This window comes from Microvirga subterranea (genome assembly GCF_003350535.1).
In the GTDB taxonomy this organism is placed as follows: Bacteria; Pseudomonadota; Alphaproteobacteria; order Rhizobiales; family Beijerinckiaceae; genus Microvirga; species Microvirga subterranea.
The window spans coordinates 340,061-359,313 of the sequence record NZ_QQBB01000002.1 but is presented as its reverse complement, the minus strand read 5'-3'; the positions used below and the strand labels follow the sequence as shown (position 1 = coordinate 359,313).

23 protein-coding genes, 1 tRNA gene and 1 riboswitch are annotated in these 19,253 nt (G+C 64.8%); of the genes, 7 read left to right on the top strand and 17 right to left on the bottom strand.

The genetic code is table 11. From position 1 onward, the window contains the following. Positions 1–7: 7 nt before the first annotated feature. Positions 8–93 (top strand) — tRNA-Leu (locus DES45_RS06400). A gap of 35 nt (positions 94–128) precedes the next feature. On the opposite strand, the gene DES45_RS06395 is transcribed toward DES45_RS06400, so the two are convergent. Continuing rightward, positions 129–476 carry a hypothetical protein gene (locus DES45_RS06395; RefSeq protein ID WP_114769153.1) on the bottom strand — a complete coding sequence of 116 codons (348 nt, stop codon included), beginning with the start codon at positions 474–476 and terminating at the stop codon, positions 129–131. Positions 477–1,072: 596 nt separating this feature from the next. On the opposite strand from DES45_RS06395, the gene DES45_RS06390 reads away from it, so the two are divergent. Continuing rightward, on the top strand, positions 1,073–1,354 hold the full coding sequence (locus DES45_RS06390; RefSeq protein ID WP_114769152.1) for a hypothetical protein: 282 nt from the start codon (positions 1,073–1,075) through the stop codon (positions 1,352–1,354). A 74-nt stretch (positions 1,355–1,428) separates the two neighbouring features. Further along, positions 1,429–1,674, top strand: coding sequence for an SMc00767 family acetate metabolism repressor (locus DES45_RS06385; RefSeq protein WP_114769151.1), 246 nt, complete (start codon positions 1,429–1,431; stop codon positions 1,672–1,674). A gap of 54 nt (positions 1,675–1,728) precedes the next feature. On the opposite strand, the gene DES45_RS06380 is transcribed toward DES45_RS06385, so the two are convergent. The 6 genes from DES45_RS06380 to DES45_RS26005 all read right to left on the bottom strand — a co-directional run bounded on the left by DES45_RS06380 (position 1,729) and on the right by DES45_RS26005 (position 5,217). After that, positions 1,729–2,412 carry an SOS response-associated peptidase gene (locus DES45_RS06380; protein ID WP_114769150.1) on the bottom strand — a complete coding sequence of 228 codons (684 nt, stop codon included), beginning with the start codon at positions 2,410–2,412 and terminating at the stop codon, positions 1,729–1,731. Between the two features lie 62 nt (positions 2,413–2,474). Next, on the bottom strand, positions 2,475–2,834 hold the full coding sequence (locus DES45_RS06375; RefSeq protein ID WP_114769149.1) for a hypothetical protein: 360 nt from the start codon (positions 2,832–2,834) through the stop codon (positions 2,475–2,477). Between the two features lie 145 nt (positions 2,835–2,979). Beyond that, a complete protein-coding gene (locus DES45_RS06370; RefSeq protein ID WP_425374265.1) occupies positions 2,980–3,231 on the bottom strand; it encodes a DUF6894 family protein in 252 nt (83 codons plus the stop codon). A gap of 419 nt (positions 3,232–3,650) precedes the next feature. After that, positions 3,651–3,857 (bottom strand): hypothetical protein, encoded by a 207-nt coding sequence (locus tag DES45_RS06365; RefSeq protein ID WP_114769148.1) that lies wholly within the window; start codon positions 3,855–3,857, stop codon positions 3,651–3,653. A gap of 100 nt (positions 3,858–3,957) precedes the next feature. Beyond that, a complete protein-coding gene (locus DES45_RS06360) occupies positions 3,958–4,920 on the bottom strand; it encodes a sensor histidine kinase (protein WP_114769147.1) in 963 nt (320 codons plus the stop codon). Positions 4,921–5,091: 171 nt separating this feature from the next. Next, on the bottom strand, positions 5,092–5,217 hold the full coding sequence (locus DES45_RS26005) for a hypothetical protein (protein WP_281024065.1): 126 nt from the start codon (positions 5,215–5,217) through the stop codon (positions 5,092–5,094). A 303-nt stretch (positions 5,218–5,520) separates the two neighbouring features. Here DES45_RS26005 and DES45_RS06355 point away from each other — a divergent pair, with 303 nt between their 5' ends. After that, entirely contained in the window at positions 5,521–7,701 is a 2,181-nt protein-coding gene (locus DES45_RS06355) for a putative bifunctional diguanylate cyclase/phosphodiesterase (RefSeq protein WP_170151413.1), read from the top strand. Between the two features lie 70 nt (positions 7,702–7,771). Here the strand turns inward: DES45_RS06355 and DES45_RS06350 are convergent, their stop codons facing one another. Both DES45_RS06350 and DES45_RS06345 read right to left on the bottom strand, forming a co-directional pair. Beyond that, positions 7,772–8,170 (bottom strand): response regulator, encoded by a 399-nt coding sequence (locus tag DES45_RS06350; RefSeq protein ID WP_114769145.1) that lies wholly within the window; start codon positions 8,168–8,170, stop codon positions 7,772–7,774. Then, complete coding sequence (locus tag DES45_RS06345; RefSeq protein ID WP_114769144.1) at positions 8,154–8,384, bottom strand: NepR family anti-sigma factor; 231 nt, start codon at positions 8,382–8,384, stop codon at positions 8,154–8,156. Before DES45_RS06345 ends, DES45_RS06350 begins: the two co-directional genes overlap by 17 nt. Positions 8,385–8,573: 189 nt before the next feature. Here DES45_RS06345 and DES45_RS06340 point away from each other — a divergent pair, with 189 nt between their 5' ends. Continuing rightward, on the top strand, positions 8,574–8,813 hold the full coding sequence (locus tag DES45_RS06340) for a hypothetical protein (protein WP_147282355.1): 240 nt from the start codon (positions 8,574–8,576) through the stop codon (positions 8,811–8,813). Between the two features lie 28 nt (positions 8,814–8,841). Here the strand turns inward: DES45_RS06340 and DES45_RS06335 are convergent, their stop codons facing one another. Continuing rightward, positions 8,842–9,135, bottom strand: coding sequence for a hypothetical protein (locus DES45_RS06335; protein WP_114769142.1), 294 nt, complete (start codon positions 9,133–9,135; stop codon positions 8,842–8,844). A 200-nt stretch (positions 9,136–9,335) separates the two neighbouring features. Here DES45_RS06335 and DES45_RS25035 point away from each other — a divergent pair, with 200 nt between their 5' ends. Both DES45_RS25035 and DES45_RS06330 read left to right on the top strand, forming a co-directional pair. Then, positions 9,336–9,488, top strand: a complete 153-nt coding sequence (locus DES45_RS25035) for a hypothetical protein (RefSeq protein WP_170151412.1) — start codon at positions 9,336–9,338, stop codon at positions 9,486–9,488. A gap of 110 nt (positions 9,489–9,598) precedes the next feature. After that, entirely contained in the window at positions 9,599–9,850 is a 252-nt protein-coding gene (locus tag DES45_RS06330; RefSeq protein ID WP_114769141.1) for a hypothetical protein, read from the top strand. 63 nt (positions 9,851–9,913) lie between these two features. On the opposite strand, the gene DES45_RS06325 is transcribed toward DES45_RS06330, so the two are convergent. From DES45_RS06325 to DES45_RS06295, 7 genes are all read right to left on the bottom strand, one after another. After that, positions 9,914–11,038, bottom strand: a complete 1,125-nt coding sequence (locus tag DES45_RS06325; protein WP_114769140.1) for a ribonucleotide-diphosphate reductase subunit beta — start codon at positions 11,036–11,038, stop codon at positions 9,914–9,916. Positions 11,039–11,061: 23 nt separating this feature from the next. Beyond that, positions 11,062–13,938, bottom strand: coding sequence for a ribonucleoside-diphosphate reductase subunit alpha (locus DES45_RS06320; protein ID WP_114769139.1), 2,877 nt, complete (start codon positions 13,936–13,938; stop codon positions 11,062–11,064). Positions 13,939–14,054: 116 nt separating this feature from the next. Next, positions 14,055–14,257, bottom strand: a riboswitch (cobalamin riboswitch). Positions 14,258–14,406: 149 nt separating this feature from the next. Next, entirely contained in the window at positions 14,407–15,711 is a 1,305-nt protein-coding gene (locus DES45_RS06315) for a porin (protein WP_114769138.1), read from the bottom strand. A 210-nt stretch (positions 15,712–15,921) separates the two neighbouring features. Then, entirely contained in the window at positions 15,922–16,215 is a 294-nt protein-coding gene (locus tag DES45_RS06310; RefSeq protein WP_114769137.1) for a hypothetical protein, read from the bottom strand. A 92-nt stretch (positions 16,216–16,307) separates the two neighbouring features. Then, positions 16,308–17,864: an AMP-binding protein gene (locus tag DES45_RS06305; protein WP_114769136.1), complete on the bottom strand. Its 1,557-nt coding sequence runs from the start codon at positions 17,862–17,864 to the stop codon at positions 16,308–16,310. A 24-nt stretch (positions 17,865–17,888) separates the two neighbouring features. Then, positions 17,889–18,395: a xanthine phosphoribosyltransferase gene (gpt, locus tag DES45_RS06300; protein WP_114769135.1), complete on the bottom strand. Its 507-nt coding sequence runs from the start codon at positions 18,393–18,395 to the stop codon at positions 17,889–17,891. Positions 18,396–18,435: 40 nt separating this feature from the next. Further along, positions 18,436–19,182, bottom strand: a complete 747-nt coding sequence (locus tag DES45_RS06295; RefSeq protein ID WP_114769134.1) for a competence/damage-inducible protein A — start codon at positions 19,180–19,182, stop codon at positions 18,436–18,438. Positions 19,183–19,253: the final 71 nt, after the last annotated feature.

Genomic DNA, 19,253 nt, shown 5'->3' with positions numbered 1-19,253 from the left:
TTGCCACGCGGACGTGGCGAAACTGGTAGACGCAAGAGACTTAAAATCTCTCGGGCTTTGCCCGTGCGGGTTCGATCCCCGCCGTCCGCACCATTATTCTCGACAGACCTACCCCTGAAGGCTCGGCCCTACCAGCCGCCATCATCCCAGTCGGGCCCCTGACGATAGCCGTAGCCGCCGCCCCGCCAGCGATATCCGCTCGGGCGGGCATACGGGTCGCGGTACTCGTAATAGGATCCATAGTCACGCTGAGGACGATAGTATTCGCGGGTATAGGTCCTGCGCCGCTGCTGGCGGCCATTCCCATAATAGCGGCCGTCGGGCGTGTAGTAGCCGGGCCCGTAGGGCCCCTCCACCATCCCGTTGCGCCAAGTTCCGGTGCCGGCGCCCGCCTGCACGGGAGCCGTCCAGACGGCAAGAGCTCCGGAAAGCGCCGCAGCGGCCAGACCGGTCTTCAAGATACGAGCAGACACCATGATCTCCTCCAATGAGAGGAACGTGTAGAATGCAACACGCTCGTTCTCTACGCGGTTCCTGCAATGGACGTGATGGTGGGATACGCGGATTGAACTTCATCTGAATGTTGCTGGGGGGCGTCGTTCATCACTTCGGTCGGAGCGCCCCGCCGTCCAGGTGAGCACTCCTGGCAGGACAGGACTTGGGCTACGACGACCGCCAGCTCCCGTGAGCCAGGAAAAAGGGCGTGGATATTCTCCACGCCCGGATCACAGGACGATTCGGGATTCGTATCGGGTCACGGAAGCATAAGCGCGGAGGCGATGACGGTCGCCGCATAGGCCGACACGACGAAGAAGGGGCCCAGGACGGCGGCGGACACCAGCGCGACGAGCGAGTGTTTCAGGGGACGCATGATCAGGCTCCTTTCGATGTGGAGCTCCGAGCCTAGGCGCGAAAGTCTTAACCTTAACTAAACCTTGGCCGTAAGGCTTTCGAGCGTCGGGCCAGCCGATGCGCTGCACCTTTTCGGTCGTTCGGGTGCGTCATCGTCCCCAATGAAGCCCCATTCCTGAATTCCCCTGATCAACAGCACATTCGACCGGAGGGATGAGCCGTGGCGTCGTCCATCGAACTGGTGGTTCTCCTGTCCTTCGCGGGACTGGCGGGATTCATAGGGCTCCAGCTGATGTGGGTCCGCCACCGGCCGCCCCCGGTTCGCCGGCGGCCGAAGCGCACGGCGATTGATCCCATCATGGGCGCGCGGGATCGCATTGAAATCTACGACTCGGGCGGATCCTTCATCCCGATGCCCGGCCATCTGACGACGAGGGACGAGATGGTGGCCTGGATGACCAAGGAGTTGCCGAAGCTCACGGCCGATCCGCCGAAAGGGTGAATGGGGGTCGCCCGCCCGTGGCCGTATCATTGTGACCGGACTGCGCGATCGCCGACAACGTGAGGGATGCAGCGATGACCACGTCAGACAAGCCGCAGATGAAGAACAGGATCGAGGAGATCACCACCTCGATGTCGCCCGAGCAGGAATCGGCCATCCGCATCCTGGCGAACGAATTGCACCGTGTGAACGAAGCCGTGATGAACTGCGTGTATCACGGGCTGTCCGTCGAGTTGCAGCGGGTGAAGCGGTTTCATTCCGAGGAAGGCTTCTGGGGCGATATGATCGTCCCGGTTATCGTCAAGCAGAAGGGAAGCTGAGATCGTCCGCAGCCGCCGGCAGCGCGCCTATCCGCCCTTTTTGCCTCTCTAAGCTCATCCCGCGGCAGCCATCGGCGCCAGCAGCGACGGTCCGTTGTTCCTGAGGCTGTTCACCTCCGGCGATACGAGCCACCGGGCCATGCCCTCGGACGGGTGCTGGCGCAGGAGATCGCCCGGATGGCCCTCGTCGCTGAGCCAGCGCGCGCGGTCCTGCGGGTCGATGATGAGGGGCATCCTGTCGTTGATGCCGGCCAGGAGCTTGTTGCTCGTGATGGTGACAATCGCAAAAGTGCGGAGCCAGGCTCCTTCCGGACCCCTCCAGTTTTCCCAGAGGCCGGCGAGCGTGAAGGGCCGGCCATCCTCCATGCCGACCGCATGCGGCTGCTTGCCCATGGGCCCGAGCTTTTTCCATTCGTAGAAGCTGTCCACGGGGACGAGGCACCGCCGGTAGCGGTAGGCCGCGCAGAACGACCCCTCCGTCACGACGGTCTCGGCATGGGCGGTCGCAAGCCTTGCCGACATCTTGCGATCTCCCGCGATGTCCGGCGCGAATCCCCATTGAGATATGCAGAGGACCGGCTCATTCCCCTCCCCCTCCTGGCGGACGATCAGGAAGTCCTGTCCGGGCGCGCCGTTGAAGGTCGCCGGACGAAGAGAAAGGCCGGGATCCGGTTCGGAGAGGCGCAGTGCGGCCGCATAATCCTCAGGGCTGCGATACTGCACGATCCGTCCGCACATGCCCGTCTCTCCTCCAGGCCGCCACGTCACGGAAAGCCTAGCCGACGAACACCAACCATAGTTTAACGCGACTTCTCCGGTGCGGCCTGCGGCCTGTCGGAACCAGCGCCGCGGGGGTCCTCCGGCTGAGGCCGTGCGGCGGGACGGATCTGGGCGTCCGCTCTGGCGCGCAGCCTCGCCAGCAGGTCCTGCTCCACCTGATGAAGCGAAGTTGTCGTGTCGGGCCCCACGTCCATGGCGACCATCTGCGCCTGAGGCTCCGGGGTTTCGAACGCACGGAGGAGCGCGGGATGGATGGCGATCGCCAGCAGCACCATCAGGAGCCCGACGAAGACCCACAGGCCGGGAATTCGTTCTCCGAGGGTCTGCCGCCGTACAGCACCGACCGACCGCGTCTCCGCTCTCCTCGCACTGTCCGGCATGGCGATCCTCCCCGAAGACGGGACGGGCGACGGCCGCTCGCGCAGCCGTGCCGACACGCTGCCATGCGACCGACCTTCCGACCAAGGTTCATGTGGATGATCAACCGAGAGTTATAAGGCTTCAACCGAAAGGATAGATCAGGGATCAATCGGCGTCGCGGGTGACCTGAAGCGCTTCAAGGATCGGGAACTCCAAGACGATCCCGCCGGTCTCGTCCTTCACCTCGATATGACACGCAGCCCAGTTGATCGGCTGCGGGAACTCGGTGCCAAGGAGGCTCTGCGCCATGGCTCTGGCGGCCTCCCAGGCCTGATCGGCGTCACGCAGCTCGCGCCCTTCCGGATCGCCCAGCACATCCTTGCCGAGATGGACGTTGAAGAAGTACCGCGGCATCATTTCACCCCTGAACTGGTCTGCGGGATCGGAACGGGTTCGACCCCGACCGGGGTCCGCGAAGCAGTTTCCGCCGCCTGTCCCGGCCCTAGATCAACAGTCGAGACCGGCCGTGGTTTCTTCGGGATCAAGAGGCCGGCTGGCCTGCGGAAGAAGCCTTCCATCGCCAACCGCCTCCTGCATAACGGCCGCCGCGACGTTTGGCCATTATGTCGCACCCCATTTCGGGCCTCCCATCGTCAAAACACGAATTCTTGATCTCCGGCCACCTTGGTAAAGCCATGGGCGCGGACCACTTTAAAGACACGGACCTCCAAATGCGTCCCCCGCATTTCCCCTTGTGCTTGGTCCGTAAACTCGAGACCTAGGTCCCTTGAGCCCGCCGTCGAAGCGGGCTTTCTTTTTGCAGAAGTCCCGACATCTCAACTGACGTGAGGACGCTTCGGCAGCTCGACCGACGATCTCAGGATGGATCGGATGTCGGCATTCTGATCGTTTAGGGCCGCGATGGCCTCACGGGCGAGTTGCCGATACTCCTGTTTCACGGAGGCGGGCGCCTTCTCCCATTCATCCGTGTGTTCGGCTGCATAGAATGCCCGGGCAACGAGCTCGGCCGGATCCTGCATCATGTCGCTCCCCTGTCTTTCAGGGGAGACGACAAAGCGGCGGAATCGTTCCTAATTCGACCTGTTGTAACATAGTCTAATCGACCGTGAATTCTGTCTCCCTTTACACGGCAAGGCTCGCGACCACGCGGCAACCGGGTGAGCCAGGGGCTCGCGTGATGCTTCCGCCCACCTGCTGCACAAGAAGCCTGACGAGACGGCTGCCAAGCCCCTCCCTAACGAAGGTCGGGCAGCCGATGCCGTTGTCCTCTACCACCAGATCGACTCGGTCTGGCTCCATCCGCCGGAACGTCACCGTGACGGCCCCCTCCTGGTCGTCTTTGAAGGCATATTTGAAAGCATTGGTCACAAGCTCGTTGACGATCAGACCGATCGGCACGGCCTTCTCGGTGCTGAGCTCGATGGCATCGGCTTCGACCCGGACGGCAACCGGCCGGACGTCCCTCAGGCTGTCTCCGAGGTCACGGCAGAGATCGGTCAGATAGGCGCGCATGTCGACCATGGAGCGGTCGCCGATGGACTGGAGCTGGGAATGGGCATTGGCAATGACACGCACGCGGGTCACGGCCGCGTCGAAGATCCTGCGCATCTCCGGATCCTCGACGCTGCGCGCCTGGAGGGCCAGGACCGAAGCGATGATCTGGAGGTTGTTCTTCGTCCGGTGCGCCAGCTCCTGAAACAGGAGGTCCTTCTCCCGCTCGGCCATCTGGGCCCGCTCCAGGGCCCGCCGAAGCGCCTCGCTCAGTACGGCGATTCCGCAGGAGATCAGCACGTACAGGACGAGCGGCGGATACTGATTGACCGGCGGGACGAGGTGATAGCGTGGCTCGATGAAGAAATAGATCGCCAGGATGGTCGTCAGTCCCGTGGCAAGAAAGCCGGAACCACGGTCGAACAGGATCGACGAGAGAAAGACGGCTGGGAAGAACACCAGGAACGGGTAGCCACCGCCTAGCGGCAGGCCGAGACGAATAAGGAAAAAGACGAGAACGATGAGTGTTGTCAGGGCATAGCGCGCGAGAGTCGACGGGGGACTGGCGGGCAGGATGCGAAGGAGATTTTCCATGACAAGGCAGACCGGGCAGGAGACGGGGGTTTCGCAGGATCAACGCCTGCGCGACGCCTCCGGCCCCGGACCCCGGCAAGGAGAACGGATGAAGGCAGCTTGAACCGCCCTCTTCCGATCAGTCGGGCTCCCGGCGTGGGAGAACCGAAGGGCCGGCCTCAACTCGACGGCTTACCTCAACCCGAGGAAGGACAGAATGGCGAGGACGACGACGACGGCGCCGATGATCCAGATGATGTTGTTCATGGTGTTTCCCTCCTGACTGTTGCACCACGGGAGCCCAACGGCCGAGATCACGACTTCGTTCCTCCATTCCAGCGCACCGGGGGCGTACGGCACCATCCGCGCCAAGGACAACCGCTCGTTCGTCTCTGAAACGTTTGTTCTCGTGCCCTGCTTCCTCTAGGTAGCGCCTAAGTTCTCGGAAAGATCGCGACAGGAAAATTCAAGCTCAAAGCATTAAAGTATATTTTTAATGCTTGGCGCATATAAGTACCCAAAAAACAGCAACCTTCCGGGGCTCCAGTGCTGCGTCAGATGTCTCCAGGCAAGCGCCTGGGCGGTCGTTTCTCAATCAGGATCCTGCTTCCTGTTGCCCTTGTGACCACGGCGGCGATCGCGCTTGCCGGCTTCTCCCTGTTCTGGGCCGTCAGGCAGAGCGACGAGGTTTCCGTCGAGCGCCAGCTGCGCACCACGCAACGCACGATCCGCGCCCTCGTGGACGAGCTTGCGCAGCAGCAGGAGATGGTCGCGGTCTGGAACGACGCCGTCGAGAAGCTCCGCGAAAGTCCGCTCGATCTGGAATGGCTCGACGGCAATCTCGGGCCCTGGCTGCACCGGACCTTCGGGCAGGACCAAGTCTACATCCTGGATGCCCAGGACGAGGCGATGGACGCGACCATCGACGGCAAGCGCGTTCCGGTCGGCGAATACGATCTCGTCCGCTCCAGCCTTGAGAACATCGTCTTGGGACTGCGCGGCGACCCAAGGTCGGGACACTACGGACATGCCGAGCGCACGGCGGACAGCCCCTATCTGACTTCGGGAAAGGCAGTACGGGACGCTCACGTGATCCAGCTGCTCGGTCGCCCCGCCGCCGTCAGCGTGATGAAGATTGTCGTGGAAACGAACTCGGTGGTGCAGGAATCCGGCACAGAACCCCTCCTCGTGAGCATCCGCTTCCTCGACGACACGTTTCTGAAACGCCTGTCGGAGCGCAGCCTGATCGAGGGTCTGCGCTTCTCCGCGGTCAATACGCCGACGGAAAGCGAGGTCTCCGTTCCGCTGCTGGCGGATGACGGCGAGACGATCGGCTACTTCATCTGGAAGCCGGAACTTCCGGGAACGAAGATCTTCAGCGTCATTGGGCCCAGCACCGCGCTTGTGTGCGCCCTCATGATCCTCGTGATGGCGCTGCTCGTCCGTTCACTGCACGCGTCCATGGCGAAGCTGGAGGCGACCGTCTTAGAGCTGCGCGCCAGCGAAGCCCATGCGCAGCACCTCGCGTTCCACGATACGCTGACCGGCCTGCCCAATCGCGCCCTGTTCCACAACCGCTTCGAGCGCGCGCTCGGCGGGGTGGAGCGCGGCGAAGGCCTTGCCCTGTTGATGCTCGACCTCGACCGGTTCAAGAACGTCAATGACACCCTTGGGCACCATGCGGGCGACAACCTCATCCGGGAACTCGGCCGGCGCCTCTCCGGCCTGCTCCGCAGCGGCGACACGATCGCCCGTCTGGGCGGGGACGAGTTCGCGATCATCCAGCCCGGCATCCGCGGCCAGCGGGATGTGGAGGCTCTCTGCAACCGGATCCTCGAAGCGGTGCGAAAGCCCTTCGATCTCCAGGGAGGGCAGGCCTATGTGGGCGTGAGCATCGGCGTCGCACTGGCGCCCGACGCCGGGACGGACCCCATCGAGCTTCAACGCAAGGCCGACATCGCGCTCTACCACGCGAAAAACCAGGGCCGCGACTGCCATCGCTATTTCGAGCCCGTCATGGACGAGAGCGTGAAGCGGCGCGCGACCATCGAGGAGGAGCTTCGCGAGGCCCTCGCATCCGGCTCCGGACTCAAGGTGCATTACCAGCCCCAGGTGGCCGCCGCCGGCCAGCCGGTCATCGGCCTCGAGGCGCTGGTGCGCTGGCAGCATCCGTCGCGGGGCCTCATCGCTCCGGACCAGTTCCTCCCCATCGCGGAGGAAACCGGCCTGATCCTTCAACTGGGCGACATGGTGCTGCGCCAGGCCTGCGCCATCTCCCTGCGCTGGCCCGATCTCTTCGTGGCGGTGAACCTGTCCCAGGCCCAGTTCCGCACGCCGAATCTCGCGGAGCGCATCATCCGGATCGTTCGCGAGAGCGGCGCCGATCCGTGCCGCATCGAACTCGAGGTGACCGAGGGAGTCCTGCTGGGCGACAGCCTCACCCGCGACACGCTCAAGCGCCTTCGCGACGCGGGCTTCCGGATCGCGATCGACGATTTCGGCAGCGGCCATTCGAGCCTGAGCTACCTGAGCCGCTACGAGGTGGACAAGATCAAGATCGACCGATCCTTCGTGCAGCATCTCGGTCACCGGGTCGACCGGGACTCCGCCGCAATCGTGAAGGCCATCACGACCCTCGGTCACACCATCGGCCTCACCGTCACGGCCGAAGGAGTCGAGACGGAGGAGCAAAGGCGCTTCCTCGCGACGTCCGGGTGCACGGAACTGCAGGGCCACCTGTTCGCCCGCGCCCTGCCGGAGGACAAGATTGCGAGCGTCATCAAGGGCAACCGCCCTGCATGAGGCCGGGCCGCATGGCGGCACGGGAGAGCCGAGGCTTTCCCGTGCCGCCATTTCGGAGCGTCGTTGGATATCAGGACAGGCGATGGCTGGTCTGGGCGGCCCGTTCGGCCTCCATCAGAACCTCGAGCGCACGCCAGGGCTTCGGCATGAGGCGGACGTCGCGCGGAACGCTGTCGGACTTGCCGTCCAGCGGCTGGCCCGATGTCAACACGGTGCGGACCCACGGCCATTTCAGGCGCACGGTCCGGGCGAGGTCGACCCCGTTCATCAGGCAGGGAAGACGCACGTCCGAGAAGAGGAAGGCCACCTCCTCCGCGTGATGGCGCAGGTAATCCATGGCCTCTTCGGCGCTGGCCGCTTCGACCACCTGGAGATCGGTCTCCTCCAGGAGGGCCGCGGCGAGCTCGCGGACCTCGACGTCATCCTCGACGATCAGGGCCACGCGAGCCGGCTCAATTTTCCGTCCCATTCCCTAGGTCTCCTCTTCTGCGCTGGGAATCTGCCGTACGATCAAAGCCTTCCACGACTTGCAGCAGGCGCGCCGGGATCGGCTCCCTGCAGAGGTCGTCGTACATCGCCCGCAGGCGCGCACTGACGAACCCCATCATCGCAGCGTCGGGGGTTCGGAAGGTCGTGACTGTGTTCTGGCCCGGCTTGGAGCCGGATTGATCGTCATAGGTCATCTGTCAGGTCCCAATGCGCGAGACCTCAACCGGCCCACGTTTTACTTTGGAGGTTCCATCACAGAACGGTGACCCTCCAGTGCGGTTTCAGCTTGGCTGCAGATATTTTCGCCCGGAATCTGGGAGATGCGGGAACTTTCGGTTATACTCCAGCTTGAATCCCACTCACGTTTCACGGACCTTTCAGCAGTGATCAAGGAGCGGCAACTTCGTCAGGAGCTCTCGAGCCTGGAGGAGCGTTTGTCGCTCCTCGACAGGCAATTGGCCGACGCCCTGCACCGCATTCATCACAGCCGTTCCGCGGATCTCATCGAGAAGGCGGAACAGGACGAGAAGGCCTATCTGGCGCAGCTCGACCGGCTCATGACGCGGATGCGGGCCATCGAGGGGCAACTGCTCCAGATCGACAAGGGGGCCACGCGCCACTAAGGCGGCGGCGCCCCTTACACGGCCTGTTTCAGAATCCCTCCGCGTCCTCCGGCGCCGCGTCGCAGACCTGGCGCTCGCGGCGCACGACCTCCCCGAACCGGTTCACGTGCCGCCGCACGACCGTCCGGCACTCCTCGCTGCCGAGCCCTTGAGCCGTATCGGCATAGACGCGTCGCTCATATACCTGCCCCGCTCCGTAGCCCGGGCCGAACTGGTACTCGCCGTAGGCCATGTCGGCGGTCGCGGTGCATCCCCCGAGGGCCGCGGCAACGAGAGCGGTTCCGGCGATCAGGACGGCGGCGCGGCGCGGCTGGATGGTCATGAAGATGGTCTCCCATGTGGCGACTGCACGATTGTCTCATGCCCGAAGGTCGGCCCGCCACGTTGAACCGGTCGTGAATGGCCGAGTTCCGCCCGGATCGCGATACGGGCAGCAAGGTGCGAAGACGCACCTCCCGTTTCCCGCCACGGGTCCATTCTCCTGTGAATCTCTCGGTTGGCCTCTTTGGGAGGACGAAAGCGATGAGTTTCCTTCGTAACGGTTCCGAGCATCATCAGGCCCTGCGCGAGGACAGGACCCGCCCCGACCGGCCGCACCTGCCGGTCATCACGACCCTTCTCGGCATGCTCGCGATGCTGAACATCGCATCGGCGGTTCTGACTCTCATGAAGTAGGCGGCCTCGCCCCGCCAAGCTTGATCGACGACATCGATGTGAAGGCTGTCGGGAACCGGGGCCGCTGTGGTGACGTTCGAAGTTAGGAACGTAACCACGGAGTATTCGCCATGAAGAAGCTGGTATTGGTTCTCGCCGCGACGGCCTTCAGCACGGCTGCCTTCGCGCAGGACACGACCACGACCATCAAGAAGGAAGACGGCATTCTCGGCAGCAAGACCACGATCGAGAAGAAGACCGAGCCGAGCGTGTCGACCTCGACGACGGTCCAGTCCACCGGATCGGTTGGATGCAGCACCGAGACCAAGACGAAGACCGACGAGTTCGGCGACACCAAGACGAAGAAAACCACCGAGTGCTGAGCTTGAGCATTCGATGATCGGTGAAGGCCCGGCTCTCAAGCCGGGCCTTGCCTTGCCTGCGCATCACTCCCAGTTCAGCGCGCCACCGTTCTGGTATTCGATGACGCGGGTCTCGAAGAAGTTCTTCTCCTTCTTCAGGTCCATGGCCTCGGACATCCACGGGAACGGGTTCTCGGTCTCGGGGAAGACGGAAGAGAGGCCGAGCTGCGCGCAGCGGCGGTTGGCGATGAAGTGCATGTACTGCTCGCACGACGCAGCATTCAGCCCCAGGAATCCGCGGGGCATCGTGTCCCGTCCGTAGGCGGCCTCGAGTTCCGCCGCCTCGCGCAGCATGGTGCGCACCTCCTCTTGGAACGCGCTTGTCCAGACATGCGGGTTCTCCGCCTTGATCTGGTTGATGACGTCGATGCCGAAGTTCAGGTGAATGGATTCATCGCGCAGGATGTACTGGTACTGCTCGGCGATGCCGACCATCTTGTTGCGCCGGCCCAGCGACAGGATCTGTGCGAAGCCGGTGTAGAACCACATCCCTTCGAACACCACGTAGAACGCGATGAGATCGCGCACGAAGGTCCGGTCCGCCTCCGGCGTGCCGGTCTGGAAGGCCGGATCGGCGAGGCTCTTGGTGTAGTTCAGCGCCCAGGCGGCCTTGTCGGTGATCGACGGAACCTCCCGGTACATGTTGAACAGTTCGCCCTCGTCGAGACCGAGGCTTTCCACGATGTACTGAAAGGTGTGCGTGTGAACCGCCTCCTCGAAGGCCTGACGCAGCAGGTACTGCCGGCATTCCGGGTTGGTGAGGTGCCGGTAGATCGCCAGCACGATGTTGTTGGCGACCAGCGACTCGGACGCCGCGAAGAAGCCGAGATTGCGCTTCACCGCACGCCGCTCGTCCTCCGTGAGGCCGTCCTTCGATTTCCAGAGCGCGATGTCCGCCTGCATGGAGACTTCGGTCGGCATCCAGTGATTGTTGCAGCCGGCGAGATACTTCTCCCAGGCCCAGCGGTACTTCAGCGGCAGGAGCTGGTTCACGTCGGCGCGGCAGTTGATCATCGCCTTGTCGTCGACGCCGACGCGTCCGCCGCTGCGGTCGATCGTGCCGAGGCCGGTGGCGTCGGCGGGCGCGGAGTTCCCGCCGATCGGGATCAGCGGTGTCCGGCCGGATGTGGGTTCAGACCAATCGAGCATGGTGCTTGTCCTCGTACGTCGGCTTACTGGCAGGCTTCGCAGGTGGGATCATCGATGGAGCAGGCCATCGGGGCGGCCGGGATCGTGATCGGCTCCGGTGCCGCCACGACGGGAGCGACGGACACTGAGTTGAGCTTTCCGTCCGTACCCTTGAGGGTCGATTTCTCCACATGGGTCGCGCCGAGGGAGCGCAGATAGTAGGTCGTCTTGAGCCCCCGCTTCCAAGCGAGCCGGTAGAGCGTATCGAGCGCCCTGCCGCTGGGATTGGCGATGTAGAGATTGAGCGACTGCGCCTGGTCGATCCATTTCTGGCGCCGCGCCGCCGCCTCGATCAGCCACGACGAGTCGATCTCGAAGGCGGTTGCGTAGAGCGCCTTCAGATCCGCTGGAACCCGGTCGATGCTGCCGAGGCTGCCGTCGAAATATTTCAGGTCGCTGATCATCACCTCGTCCCAAAGCCCGCGCGCCTTCAGATCTCGCACGAGCCCCGGGTTCACCACGGTGAAGTCGCCCGACATGTTCGCCTTCACATAGAGGTTACGGTAGGCCGGCTCGATCGACTGCGCGACGCCGCAGATGTTCGAGATCGTCGCCGTCGGGGCGATGGCCATGACGTTGGAGTTGCGCATGCCGGCGCTGCGCACGCGCTCCCGCAGGGTGCTCCAGTCCAGGGTCGAGGAGCGGTCGAGGTCGAGGCCGCCGCGCGCCTCGGCGAGAAGCTCGACCGAGTCGATGGGGAGAATCCCCCGGCTCCACAGGGAGCCGTCGAAAGAGGGATAGCGCCCGCGCTCGGCCGCAAGCTCTGACGAGGCCGAGATCGCGAAGTAGCTGATCGCTTCCATGCTTGCATCGGCGAAGCGCAAAGTGTCGTCGGACGCCACCGCAATGCGCAGGGCCTGCAGGGCATCCTGGAACCCCATCAGGCCCAGGCCCACCGGGCGGTGGCGGAGATTGGAGCGGCGCGCTTCCGGGATGGTGTAGAAGTTGATGTCGATCACGTTGTCGAGCATCCGCACGGCTTTCCGAACGGTGCGTTCGAGCCGCGCGAGATCGAGCCCGCTGTCACCCAGGTGATTGGCGAGGTTGACGGAGCCGAGATTGCACACCGCGACTTCGTCGTCGGAGGTGTTGAGGGTGATCTCCGTGCACAGGTTCGACGAATGCACCACGCCCACATGGCCCTGGGGCGAGCGGATGTTGCATGGATCCTTGAAGGTGATCCAGGGATGCCCGGTCTCGAACAGCATGGTGAGCATGCGCCGCCAGAGATCGACCGCACGCACGCGCCGGAAGACCTTCATCTCCCCACGGTCCGCCTTCGCCTCATAGGCCTCGTAAGCTTGCGCGAAGGCGGGGCCGTAGAGGTCGTGCAGATCGGGCGCCTCGTCGGGCGAAAACAGGGTCCAGTCCGCATTCGCCTCGACCCGCTGCATGAAGAGGTCCGGCACCCAGTTCGCCGTGTTCATGTCGTGGGTGCGGCGCCGGTCATCGCCGGTGTTCTTCCTGAGATCGAGGAATTCCTCGATGTCGATGTGCCAGGTCTCGAGGTAGGCGCAGACCGCGCCTTTGCGCTTGCCGCCCTGGTTGACCGCGATGGCGGTGTCGTTCGCGACCTTGAGGAACGGCACCACGCCCTGAGACTCGCCATTGGTGCCCTTGATGTGCGCGCCCAGGCCCCGCACCCGGGTCCAGTCGTTCCCCAGGCCGCCGGAGTACTTTGCGAGCAGCGCGTTGTCCTTGATCGACTTGAAGATGCCGTCGAGGTCGTCCGGCACGCTCGTGAGGAAGCAGGAGGACAGCTGCGGGCGCAGGGTGCCGGAATTGAACAGGGTCGGCGTCGAGCACATGAAATCGAAGCACGAGAGGAGATCGTAGAACTCGATCGCCCTCGCCTCCCGGTCGATCTCCCGCAGTGCCAACCCCATGGCGACGCGCATGAAGAAGGCCTGCGGCAGCTCGAAGCGGATTCCGTCCGTCTGCAGGAAGTAGCGGTCGTAGAGGGTCTGGAGACCGAGGAACTGGAAGCTCAGGTCGCGCTCGGGCTTGAGGGCCGCGCCGAGGCGCGCGAGGTCGAAGCGCGCGAGTTCCGGGTCGAGCAGCTGGACCTCGATGCCCTTGCGGATGAAGGCCGTGAAGTAATCGGCGTAGCGTTCGCCCATCTCGCTCTGCCGGGCCTCGTCGGTGCGGCCATGGACGAAGCTCAGCGCCTCGCGACGCAGCATGTCGAGCAGCAGGCGCGCGCTCACATGGCTGTAGTTCGGCTCGGTCTCGATCAGCGTGCGCGCGGCGAGGATCGGCGCCAGCGCCAACTCCGCGGCCGAGATGCCGTCATAAAGGTTGCGCTGGGTCTCGGCGAGGATGCGCTCGGCCGATACGTCGGCGAGCCCCTCGCAGGCCTCCTCCACCACTCGGGCGAGACGCTCGAGATCGAGCGGCACGAGCCGCCCTTCGTCGGTTCTCAGGTTCAGGCTCGGCCTCTGCGGTTCCGCAGCCTGCACCTCCGCCGCGCGGGCACGGGCGCGCTCGTCCCGGTAGAGCACATAGGCGCGCGCGACCTTGTGGTGCTCGCCGCGCATGAGGGCGAGTTCCACCTGGTCCTGGATCTCCTCGATGTGGAAGGCGCGCCCATGATCGGCGCGGCGCACGAGCGCGTCGGCGATCTGACGCGTGAGTTCTTCGACGATGTCGTGCACCCGGCGCGATGCCGCCGCCGTATTGCCTTCGACGGCCAGGAACGCCTTCGTCAGCGCGACCGCGATCTTCGACGGATCGAAGGGCGTCACGGCGCCGTTGCGGCGGATCACCCCGTAGCCGGGCTCTGCGTCGGAACGCGCGGGAAGGCTCGTCGTCGGCAGGGCCGACGAAGCGGACGTGAAGTCCTGATGGTGGAGATGAGACATTCGGCAAACCCCATGTCGTTGGGGGCTTGGGCCGAGGAACGCGCAGGCCTGAAGGAACGGCGGAAAACGCCCGCCACGACAGGTGAGCGATCCAACGGGGCACCCCGCCCGAGGAACGTGATCGACTGTCAGAAGCAGGTCTCCTGGCTCGCGGGTCACCGCTCTCGTCGGCCTTCCCGGTGACGGATCACCAGTGGCGTGTTCGACGAAGGCTCGCCGCTTACAGTTGCGGGGGCAGCATCGGCCTTGCCCGAAGGCGCACCGATTTCCCTCTTAGCCCCGGAGGCGAATCCGGGGAACTGCTGACACCTACATATGGTGGGAAGGCGCGGCCCGACGTCAATCCGTTGTGGGAGTTGTTCACCGCGCAATCGACCGCATGGTTAGCGTACCCTTGTCTGCGAAGGGCGCTAAAGAAAAACCCCGGTGTCGCCACCGGGGTTTCTGCATCGTTTCCGAGAAACCGGATCAGAAGTCGCGCTGCACGCGCAGACGGCCTTCCCAGGCGCTGTCCGAGCCGAACGATGTGCCGTCCGCCAGGGTCACGCGGCCGCGCGGATCGAGGCGGGCATAGATGACCTCGGCGCCGATATCGAGACCCGAGACCGGCTGCCAGATCAGGTTCGTGCCGATGCGGGTCTCGTCGAAGTCGGCAAGTCCCGAGGCGAGAGCGCCGGTCGAGTAGTCGAAGCGCGCATAGGAGCCGAAGATGTTCCAGCGCAGCTCGGGGGTCCAGTAGTGGCGGAAGCCGCCGGCCACCGACCAGCCCTTGCCGAGATCGAGATCGCCGGAGACCGGGTTGATGTAGGCGTCGGCCAGGATGCCGCTGAGCACGCCCGCGGAGAGCGTATCGGTGGAGCCGCCAGTGATGTAGCTGAACGCGCCGCTGGTGTAGGTGGCCGCGATCCAGGCAGCATCGCCCTCGGCGATCATCGGCAGGTTCACGCCGACCTGTGCCGAGATCGCGAAGCCGTATTCGGTGTCGGGGTAGGTCGGGAAGGCGGCGCCGAAGGGGAACACCAGGTCGTCGGAGCGAACCTGGTGAACCGCGCCGGAGAGCTGGGCGGTGCCCCAGGTGCCGTCATACTTGAGGTTGGCGACCACGTCCGGCGCGCGCTGGCCAGCATAGGTCACCGGGAGCGCGGTCGTGCTGGCGACCAGGAAGCCGTTCGAGCGGCGATCAAGGCCGTCCTCAAGAGACAGGGTGGCCGAGAAGCCGTTGCCGAACGAGAAGGTGTAGGCGAGCAGGTTGACGTCGGGAGCGTCGTCGAAGCGCAGCGTGCCCATGTGGTCGGTCGGGAGGTCGCCGTTCGAGAAGAACGAGGTCACGCGACCGGCGGTCAGACCGCCGAACTGCACGAACGCCTGCGCCACATCCGGGCTCGTGCTGATCGTGCCGATGCCGGCGGCGTTGACCGCGCCGAAGGGGGCGCCGGACGAGCGGGTGATCTCGAAGCGGACGAACGTGCGCAGCAGGCCGTAAGCGGTCGCCGTACGAGCGTCGAGCTGGATGCGGCCACGGGCGCGGAAGCCGATCGCATCCTGGCGGCGATCGAAGGGTTCGCCGTACAGGTAGTCGGCGCGGGCGCGTCCGCCGATGCGCAGGCAGGTTTCCGTGCCCGGGATGTAGAAGAAACCTGCACCGTAGGTGGAGCAGACGCGAACGTATTCGACAGGCGCAGCCTTCTTGACGGGAAGATCCGCAGCCTGGGCGCTCACGACAGCGGCGAGACCCGCGGCAGATCCGAGCAGAAGGCTCTTGACGAGCTTCATGGAGTGTCTCCGAAATCATTTTCGTGGGGCCTGATCCCCAACGGCAGATGCAACATTACCCGCGCCGATTTCGGAGACAATCGTCTCAACGCCCAAGTTTGGAGCAGCGAGCGCCGAACTGCACAAAAAGCGTTCATTCACGGGAAGGGCGACAAACTTTCCCACCGAATGTGACAAAATTTCAACAGCTTCTTTCCTAACGGAAATCGCTCAATCGTCGAACGGAAACGGCCTGCCGCTGCGGCAGCGATACCCGATCGGACATTGCGGCGTGTCGCGAGTCGGGACCCATGCGGGTTCGACATATTCGTTGATCTCGCAGAAGCTGCGATCGCGGACGTAGCGGTCGTAGGTGTAGGTGCCGGTGCTGAGCACGGCGGCTCCATTGGCAAAGACGATCTGCCGGGCCTGCCCGCATGGCATCGCAGGCGTGAAGGGACGCGGCTGCGCCTGTGCGCCGCCGGCCGTTGCCATCATGGCGATGGCGAGTACGAACTTCTTCATGAGATCGTTCCTGATCAGGGTGGCTCTCGACGAGAAAGCCCCGTTCCTGAACAGGAAAACGCAGCACGATCGGCTTTGTTACGAAAGCCGCTTCACAGCATCGCACGCAGGCGCTGCGCCATCTCGGTCGCGGCCGCATAGTCGGTCTTGCCGGAGCCGAGCACCGGGATTCCCGCTACGAGGATTGCCCGTGGCACCCAGAGTTCGGGAAAACCCTGCGCCTGCGCGTGGGCCAGAAGAACATCCCGGTCGGCATCGGGCTTCTCGGTGATCAGCACGATCTGCTCGCCCTTGCGGGAATCCGGCAGCGACACGACCACGTGGCTGAACTCCGACCACAGGCTTTGGGTCATCGCCTCGATGGCGGCGAGCGACACCATCTCTCCGCCGATCTTGGCGAAGCGCTTGGCGCGGCCGCGGATCGTGACCATCCTGTCATCGACCGTGACGATGTCGCCCGTGTCGTGCCAGCCACCTTCCGGGGGCCTGATGCCGCCGGGCGCCGCGGGATCGAGATAGCCCTTCATCACGTTCGGCCCACGCACATGGAGGCGGCCGCCCTCGTGGATTCCCTCCACCGGATCGAGGCGCCACTCGATACCGGGCAGGATCGGCCCGGCGGATCCAGGGCGGTTCCGGTCGGGCAGGCTCACGGCGATGACGGGCGAACATTCGGTCGCGCCGTAGCCTTCGAGGATCACGGTGCCGTGACGGCTCCAGAGCGCTCGCGTCTCGTCCTTCACGCGCTCGGCGCCGGCGATCACGTAGCGCACGGTCTTCAGGTCGTTCTCGCCGGCCGCGCGGGCATAGCCCTGCAGGAAGGTGTCGGTGGCGAGCACGATCGTGGCGTGCGTTCCGGCGATGAGCTTGGGGATCTGCCGGTAATGGAGCGGGCTCGGATAGAGCACCGACTTCATGCCGTTGAGGATGGCGGTGAGCAGTCCCGCGGTCAGGCCGAAGGAATGGAAGATCGGCAGCGGGTTGAAGAAGACGTCGTCAGGCGTCAGCACGCCGCCCGCATGGGCTTTCACCTGATAGGCGTTGGCCACGAGGTTGGCGTTGGAAAGCACCACGCCCTTCGGCCGGCCCTCGGAGCCCGAGGTGAACAGCACGACGCCGTCGTCGTCCGGGCCCGTCCCCGCTTGCGCGTGGACACGGCGGGCGAACCATGAATCCACGAGGCCCCGGAGCTTGTCGAAGCTGGTGATGGTCTCGCGCACATCCTCGAGCCACAGGATCTGACGCCCCTCTCCCAGAGCGGCGATCACATCGTCGAGCTTGCCCTGCTCGACGAAGCGGCGCGACGTGACGATCGTGCCGATCCCGGCCACGTCGCAGGCCGCCGCGAGATTCCTGATCCCGGCCGTGAAGTTCAGGAAGGCCGGCACCCGCCCGAAGGCGTTCAGCCCGAACAGCGTGACGGCGATACCCTGCACGTTGGGCAGGAGCACGCCCACGTGCTCGCGCAGCTTGGTGAGCCCGGCGAGCTTGCGCCCGAGCACCAGGGCGCCGAGCACGAGCCGGCCGAAGCTCAGGGGCTGGCGCTCCGGATCCTCGAGGGCGACCCTGCCGCGGCCGAACCGGTCGCGCGCATCGAGAAGCGCGCCGAACAGCGTCTTGCGTGTGGTGGCGACGTCGAATTCGGCCATGGGGGATGTCCGGTCCGCAGGCGGTCAGCCCGCGGAGCCTTCCCGGATCGGCGCCTGATAGGCGAGGCCCATGTCCCACGGGAAGTAGATCCAGGTGTCCTGGCTGACTTCCGTCACGAAGGTGTCGATCAGCGGCCGCCCGGCGGGCTTCGCATAGACGGCGGCGAAATGCGCGTTGGGGAGCATGTCGCGCACGATCTTGGCGGTCTTGCCCGTGTCGGTGAGATCGTCGATCACGAGCACGCCCTTGCCGGTGCCGTCGCCCAGGGCCTTGATGGAGGGCGAGATGTCCTTGAGGACCTGCAGTTCGCCCTGGTTCTTGTAGTCGTGGTAGCTCGCGATGCAGACGCTCTCGATCAGCCGCACGTCGAGCTCGCGCGCCACGATGGCGGCCGGCACGAGCCCGCCGCGGGTGATGCACACGATGCCCTCGAACGGGCCGGCGGAAGCCAGGCGCCAGGCGAGCGCGCGGCAGTCGCGGTGGAACTGGTCCCAGGAAACCGGGAAGGCTTTCGGTGAGGTGGGAGACATCGGCTTGCTCTCGTTGGGTTCAGGTCTGGTGGAGAAGTCTCTAAAGGGGTGCCCCGTCGCCCTTGAGACGGCGGAGGAGCTCGCGAACGGCATCCGCCGCCCGGGCCACGGCGTCGGGGTCCTTGCCCCTCACGACGATCTGGTTGCGGAAGCCCTCGGCGGTGAACGACGGATAGGACCCGATCGTCACGCCCTCGTGCCCGGCCGCGATGGCGGCGAGCCCCTCGGCGTAGTTCCCCTCGGCGAGGCCGGTGGCGTCGATGGTCTCGATGATCATGCGCGCGCCGGTCTTCAGGGACGGGGCGATGTTGTCGAGCATGGCCTGCATGATCGCCGGCACGCCGGCCATGACGTGGACGTTGCCGAGCCGGAAGCCGGGCGCCTTGGAAATCGGGTTCTCGATCAGGTCGGCCCCGTCGGGAATGCGGGCCATGCGCAGGCGCGCCTCGTTCAGCTCGCCCGGCTGGTAGCGCTCCTGGAGCATGGCGACGGCCCGTGGATCGTGGCCGATCCCGACCCCGAAGGCCTTGGCGATGCAGTCCGCCGTGATGTCGTCGTGGGTCGGGCCGATGCCGCCGGTGGTGAAAAGGTAGGTGTAGCGATGGCGCAGGGCATTCACCGCGCCGACGATCTCCTCCTCCACGTCCGGCACGATGCGGACCTCGCGTAGGTCGATGCCGATCCCGGTCAGGTACTCGGCGATGTAGCCGATGTTCTTGTCCTTGGTGCGCCCGGTGAGGATCTCGTCACCGATGACGAGGAGGGCGGCGGTCACGGAAGCGGCCATGCGATGGATCCTTTTTGGGGCCTTTAGCGCCGGATGCGGCAATTCTCAAGCAAGGGTTAGGTTGAAGGCTA